Origin of the sequence: Rickettsiales endosymbiont of Peranema trichophorum (assembly GCF_004210275.1) — a bacterium.
GTDB lineage: Bacteria > Pseudomonadota > Alphaproteobacteria > Rickettsiales > Midichloriaceae > RICK02.
Map to the genome: position 1 here is coordinate 20,814 of NZ_SCFA01000074.1, position 6,225 is coordinate 27,038.

10 protein-coding genes are annotated in these 6,225 nt (G+C 40.7%); 3 read left to right on the plus strand and 7 right to left on the minus strand.

The annotated features are described in order from the left end of the window. Window positions 1-37: 37 nt before the first annotated feature. The 7 genes from rplL to EDM53_RS03905 form a co-directional block, all read right to left on the minus strand. Entirely contained in the window at window positions 38-412 is a 375-nt protein-coding gene (gene rplL / locus EDM53_RS03875; RefSeq protein WP_130122358.1) for a 50S ribosomal protein L7/L12, read from the minus strand. A 31-nt stretch (window positions 413-443) separates the two neighbouring features. Then, window positions 444-956 (minus strand): 50S ribosomal protein L10, encoded by a 513-nt coding sequence (rplJ, locus tag EDM53_RS03880; protein WP_165379631.1) that lies wholly within the window; start codon window positions 954-956, stop codon window positions 444-446. Window positions 957-1,030: 74 nt separating this feature from the next. Continuing rightward, window positions 1,031-1,744: a 50S ribosomal protein L1 gene (rplA, locus tag EDM53_RS03885; RefSeq protein ID WP_410528558.1), complete on the minus strand. Its 714-nt coding sequence runs from the start codon at window positions 1,742-1,744 to the stop codon at window positions 1,031-1,033. A gap of 33 nt (window positions 1,745-1,777) precedes the next feature. Beyond that, complete coding sequence (gene rplK, locus EDM53_RS03890) at window positions 1,778-2,215, minus strand: 50S ribosomal protein L11 (RefSeq protein ID WP_130122361.1); 438 nt, start codon at window positions 2,213-2,215, stop codon at window positions 1,778-1,780. 15 nt (window positions 2,216-2,230) lie between these two features. Further along, a complete protein-coding gene (gene nusG / locus EDM53_RS03895) occupies window positions 2,231-2,773 on the minus strand; it encodes a transcription termination/antitermination protein NusG (protein WP_130122362.1) in 543 nt (180 codons plus the stop codon). Window positions 2,774-2,787: 14 nt separating this feature from the next. Further along, window positions 2,788-2,970, minus strand: a complete 183-nt coding sequence (gene secE, locus EDM53_RS06575) for a preprotein translocase subunit SecE (RefSeq protein WP_130122363.1) — start codon at window positions 2,968-2,970, stop codon at window positions 2,788-2,790. Window positions 2,971-3,197: 227 nt separating this feature from the next. Next, entirely contained in the window at window positions 3,198-3,461 is a 264-nt protein-coding gene (locus EDM53_RS03905) for a CBU_0592 family membrane protein (RefSeq protein WP_165379632.1), read from the minus strand. A gap of 512 nt (window positions 3,462-3,973) precedes the next feature. Here EDM53_RS03905 and EDM53_RS03910 point away from each other — a divergent pair. The 3 genes from EDM53_RS03910 to EDM53_RS03920 all read left to right on the plus strand — a co-directional run. Further along, entirely contained in the window at window positions 3,974-4,732 is a 759-nt protein-coding gene (locus tag EDM53_RS03910; protein WP_130122365.1) for a type III pantothenate kinase, read from the plus strand. Beyond that, complete coding sequence (gene coaBC, locus EDM53_RS03915) at window positions 4,722-5,930, plus strand: bifunctional phosphopantothenoylcysteine decarboxylase/phosphopantothenate--cysteine ligase CoaBC (protein ID WP_130122366.1); 1,209 nt, start codon at window positions 4,722-4,724, stop codon at window positions 5,928-5,930. The genes EDM53_RS03910 and coaBC overlap by 11 nt, the downstream gene beginning before the upstream one ends. A 98-nt stretch (window positions 5,931-6,028) precedes the next feature. Continuing rightward, window positions 6,029-6,225: AAA family ATPase (locus EDM53_RS03920; RefSeq protein WP_165379514.1), on the plus strand; the 197-nt coding region annotated here is incomplete at its 3' end.

The window sequence follows — 6,225 nt, forward strand, 5'->3', positions numbered from 1 at the left end:
TCACTGCCGGATAACAGTAACAGCAAAAGGTAACGAGCTATTTTATTTCAACTTTTGCTCCAGCAGTCTCAAGAGTCGCCTTGATTTTTTCAGCTTCATCTTTAGAAACGCCGCTCTTCACAGCTTTTGGAGCACCCTCAACGAGTTGCTTCGCTTCAATCAAACCAAGACCGGTAAACGCACGGACTTCTTTGATGACATTGATTTTATTTGCTCCTGCATCAAGCAGCATTACATCAAACTCTGTCTGCTCTGGAGCAGCTTCAGATGACGCATCAGAAGCGACAGCCGCAACAGCAACTGCTGCTGCCGCAGAAACACCCCACTCCTTCTCCAGAAGCTTAGAAAGCTCTGCAGCCTCTAAAACTGTCAACTTAGACAAATCAGTAACTAATTGTTGTAATGTGGTCATTTTTCCTCTTTAATAAAAAGTTAATTTCATTTTACTTCTGCTTTGAGCGCAAAGAACAAAGCCTAGCTATTTGCTCAGCAGGAGCTCTCAGCACTCTAATAAGGCTCACAGCAGGAGCGTTGCAGAGACCAACCAACTGACCTCTCAATACATCCAAAGATGGTAATGTCGAAAGAGCTTGAACAGCTGTAGCGTCCAACAGAACACCACCCATGACAGCAGCTTTTACCTCCAACTTATCATTTTGCTTCACAAATTGAGCAACAGCCTTTGAGACAGACACAGGATCGTTGGAGTACACAACGGAAGTTGGTCCAGTCAAGAACCTCTCAAGCTCTCTAAAAGAGGAGCCGTCGACAGCAATCTTAGCTAAAGTATTTTTTACGACCATATATGTGCCGTCTGAGCTTTTGACTTTCCTTCTCAGGTCTTTCACATCGAGCGCTTTTAGACCCTTATCATGCGCAATCAGAACAAACTGACTTGTAGCAAACACGCCCTCTAATTTGGCAACAAATTCCCGTTTTTCAACCTTACTAGTCACAATAATAACCAACTAAAAATTTTGATACTTCAACATTACAGCAATTAGCACCTGCTCACCAGCGATTTGTGATGCTAGCTCAACATTGCTTTTAAGTCAATAGGAATTGCAGGGCCCATTGTGCTACTAATGTACATTTTTCTCATATACACACCTTTAGCACCAGATGGTTTAGCTCCAAGGACAGCATTGTAGAGTGCAAGAATGTTATCTTTCAAATCATTCAAACTAAAGTTCAACTTACCAACACCTGCATGAACCAAACCAGCTTTTTCAACCTTGTACTCGACCTGGCCGGCCTTAAAGGTTTTCACTCCCTCCTCAATATTCTCTGTTACAGTTCCAAGTTTTGGGTTGGGCATTAAACCTTTAGGACCTAACACCTTGCCTAGCACACCAACCTTTGGCATGATACCTGGGGTTGCTATACACACATCAAAATCCAGCCTACCAGCTTTTACTTCCTCTATAAGCGCCTCATCACCTACGATATCCGCACCAGCACCCTCCGCTTCTTTAATACGAGCAGAGTCGGTAAAAACAAGGACCCTCACTTTCTTTCCGAGTCCATGCGGCATCGGAACAATACCCCTGACAATTTGATCGGAATGCTTCGGATCTACACCAAGCCTTATCGCAATATCAACAGTTTCATTAAATTTTGTAGCAGCATCGACACCATACTGCTTCAGTATACTTAAAGCTTCCTCTAAAGAATATAACTTATCAGCCTCCACAAGACTGGTGGCTTTTTTCATTCTTTTGCTAAGTTTTGACATGATTTGCATTCAAAATTAAATTAGTAAAATACACTATTTGCTTTAATCTACGACCTGAATCCCCATTGAAACAGCGGTACCCATCACTTGAGATATAGCGCTATCGATTCCGTCGATACCCATATCAACTAACTTCATCTTTGCTATTTCCTCAACCTTGGCTTTAGGTATTTGCCCTGCAGTACTTCTGCCAGGGGTCTGGGATCCCTTCTGTAGTGCAGCTGCTTTTTTGACAAGATAAGATGTAGGAGGAGTTTTAGTAACAAAAGTAAACGTTCTGTCTGCATATGCTGTGATGATCACAGGAACAGGCATACCTTGCTCAAAACCCTTAGTCTTGTCATTAAATTGAGTACAGAAATCTTTGATATTCAAACCACGCTGACCAAGCGCAGGACCTATAGGGGGAGAAGGGTTTGCTTGACCAGCAGGAACCTGCAATTTAATTTGACATACGATTTTAGAATTCTTGGCTTTCATTTTAAATACCTATATTTACTTAATTTTCTCTACTTGCACAAAATCCAAATCAACGGGAGTGGCTCTTCCAAAGATCGAGACTAGAACTTTTAATCTGGTCTTTTCAACATCCAGTTCTTCTATAACACCCGTGAAGGTCTCAAATGGACCATCAATAATTTTGACTGTTTCCCCAACTTCATAAGCCAGGACGACCTCTTTCACCACGGCGCCATCTTCTATCTGCTTCAACACTCTCATTACTTCCTCCTCTGGAACAGGCAGTGGCTTTCCAGATGCACCAAGCAGACCGGCGACCTTTGGAATATTTTTGATAATGTTCCAGGTCACATCATTCAAATCCATCTTGATCAAAACATACCCTGGGAAGATTTTTCTTGAACTGACTACCTTCTTTCCTCTCCTTACCTCAGAAATGTTTTCCACAGGCACCATCACTTCCTCAAAAGCGGCGGAGAGCCCCTTTTGCTCAGCAGCTTCTTTTATCGCCTTAGCTATCTTGTGCTCAAAACCTGAAGCAGCATTTATGACGTACCACGATGTATTATTGCTTGCCAAGTTACCACACCTCCTTAAATTCCAAGTATCAACCTTATTAACTTATGAACTAGTGAATCAACTAGTAGAAAGAACAAGCCCACTAATACGGTCACCAGAATAACCAAGATGGAAGCAAACATAGTTTCCTTCCTCGAAGGCCATACTATTTTTAAGGCCTCTGCTTTTACCTCTTTAATGAACGCAACCAGTCTCATAAATTTGATGCACACCTATCAAACAACATGGGGCCAATTCATTCAAAGAGCTACCATCACATGACCGTTTTCAAACGAAGGGCAACGATCACCTTTTCGGAGCTTTTAAACTACCAAAGAACACCCGGTAAATAAAGTATACCTTTATACCAGTAATATCACACATGTCAATGATTAATCCAGCAGTCAAGCGAAAGTATTTGAAGCTGTACTACCACACACTGACTTCATTGCACTTTCTTGCGCAAGCACCTGCATATACCGTACACACTGATCAGGAACCATATCACTTCAATAACCATCGATGAAAGATTCCAGTCTACCAAGAGCGACACCATAATGAAAAGAGCGCCACACATATTCATGACAGAATACGTTAATTCTTTTACATTGATCCTATCAAGCTGTATTAGCAAATAGGATGTTAAAAGTATAAGCACGCCTATCAAACCAGCGACATCGCTATATTTGATGTTCATTATGTTTAGCATTATTGGCTTTACAATTTAGTGTACGTATATCGAGCATGCTACACTGATATTTATGAAGTATCAAGCTCTCATTTTGCTCGCCATATAGTCTGTATTATGATATCGCCATTGTTTCCCTGGTCACTAGCGCGTGGCATCCCAAGCCCCCTATTTCTCACGTTGCTATTTTCAAAATTTACTATAAGAGCTTGTCCGCGAATGTGGATGCCATACCACATCTCAGACTTACAATTCCCGCTTCTCCCCTTTGTCATGCCCGCAAAAGCGGCAACCCATCTACCTTTGCCAACAACTTAACAGATAACTTTTGCATCGATTCTTTTCATTTCAATTAAATTTGCGGACAGACTATAACATCTTTACTAATTATCAGAATGACGTGCACTTCTATCTATTTCTTGTTCATTGTGATTTATTCATATACAGTAAATTAAATACGTCACAGCTTATAAATAACTAAGACGTTAGGAGGCTACGGCCTATTCGTATCAAGAGGACGGCTATTAACACTTATGATTCTATGTATAGATATAGGCAATTCGCATATTTTCTTTGGTATATGCCTGGACGGATCCTGCCTTGTAACATTTAGGCATACCAGCAATCAAAGCCAGAGCTCCGACCAACTTGGCTTATTTTTGAAATTTATGTTACGTGAGCATAATATCGATATCTCTGACATTAAAGGTGTATCTATTAGCTCAGTTGTACCTGGTATGAATTATTCAATTACAGCGGCCTGCATCAAGTACTTAAAGATCACACCGACTTTTTTGTCACATTCGATGGACATTGATGTGGAAGTGGATCCAGGAGCAGATCGCATAGCAAATGCAATCGCTGGCTTTCAACTCTTTCCAAATTCCAACCTTATTATTTTAGACTTTGGCACTGCAACGACGATGTGCTGCGTTACAAAAACAAAAAAGTACGTGTGTGGCGCAATTTTACCTGGTATTAATACCGCAGCAAAAGCGCTTGGGTCTTTCACAGCCAAGCTTCCTACTGTCGACATTAGAAAGCCTCAGCTTCCTAACTCTCACTCCATTCAGGCTCAGATTCAGTTTGGACTCTTTTACGGACAATCTGGAGCACTAAAGGAGCTCATCGGCATAGCAAAGCGTGAATACTTTAGTGGGGAGGAGGTGACGATAGTAGGAACTGGAGGTGTCGCATATTTGTTTCAGGATGAAAAAGTATTTGATCATTTGGTTCCAAATTTAGTATTACTTGGGCTGTATCACTTCTTTACAAAAGCACATGATCAATAAGAAGATTTTGCTTATCGTCACTGGTAGTGTAGCTGCTTATAAGGCTATTGATCTAGTACGCGAACTTGAAGCAGCAGGGTATCAGCTGAGCGTTATATTAACGAAAACGGCGCAGTCTTTTCTTGCTATTAAAACTCTTGAATCACTCTCAAGATGCCTGATATACATGGACGATATCGACTACTCATTACATCCTTCAGGCAAAGAATCTAGAGAAGAGACAATGTTGCATATAAAGTTAGCTCAGCAACATGATCTTATAGTTATAGCACCTGCCTCTGCAAATTTTATAGCGAAGTTGAGCAGTGGTTTTGCGGACACACTATCTCTTTCCACTATCTTGGCGAGCAAATCTCCTGTCGTTCTAGCACCGACCATGAATCCAACTATGTTTGAGCATTCAGCAACCCAAGACAACATAAGCGTGTTGAGAAAAAGAGCCATACACGTTATAGATCCTATCTTTGGTCAAGTCGCGTGTGGAGACATAGGTATTGGCAAGTATGTCGGCAATCAGACTTTATTGAACTATATCAAAGAACACTTCAAAGTGACCAACAGCTTAGCGAGCAGAAAGGCTGTCATCACTCTCGGTAGCACTAAAGAATCGATAGACTCTGTTAGATTCATCAGCAACTATTCATCTGGGGAGCAGGGCTTATTGATCGCAGAGGAATTAGTGAAGCGTGGGTGTGATGTTACAATAATCGCAGGAGCAGTTAGCGTTCAACTTCCAAATATATGTAAAATTCACAGAGCATATACTGCTCTCGCAATGCAACAATTGTCATTAGAACTTTTGCCTGCAGACATTTACATTGGCTGCGCTGCAATTTGCGATTTCAAACCGAAATATCCTTGTAAACAGAAGATTAAAAGGAAAGATCACAACATATCAGTCGAATTTGAACCAAATATAGACGTTATCAGGCACATCGGACATCTAGGAAATAACAGACCAAATGTCGTAGTTGGTTTTGCGCTTGAAGATTTCAAAAACGTAGAAAGTGCTGAAGCTAAACTACATGGGAAGAATCTGAACATGACTGTACTAAACCTTATAGAATACGCAGAACAGCAGCACAACGATTTTACAATCATCTCACGTGACTCACAACAAGATCTTGGCATAGTCACAAAAGCAAAACTTGCCGAAACCTTAGTAGACAGAATTATATTAGAACTACTACATGCTTAATAGTTTGTGATACTTCTCACTCATCTCACCATATTTGATTGTAAACACATAACCGTTAATATATTTTCAACTCATACAAAAACATACAACATACTGACATGAAACTCCCAGTTGGCTTAAGTGACTTTAAAAAGCTCATAAAAGGTGGCTATATCTTTGCCGATAAAACGCACCTAATCAGAGATATCATTGATGATGGAGCTGATATTATTCTCATTACAAGGCCGAGAAGGTTTGGCAAGACTTTAAACTTATCGATGCTTTACTACTTCTTTGATCATCTCCAGCCAAAGGA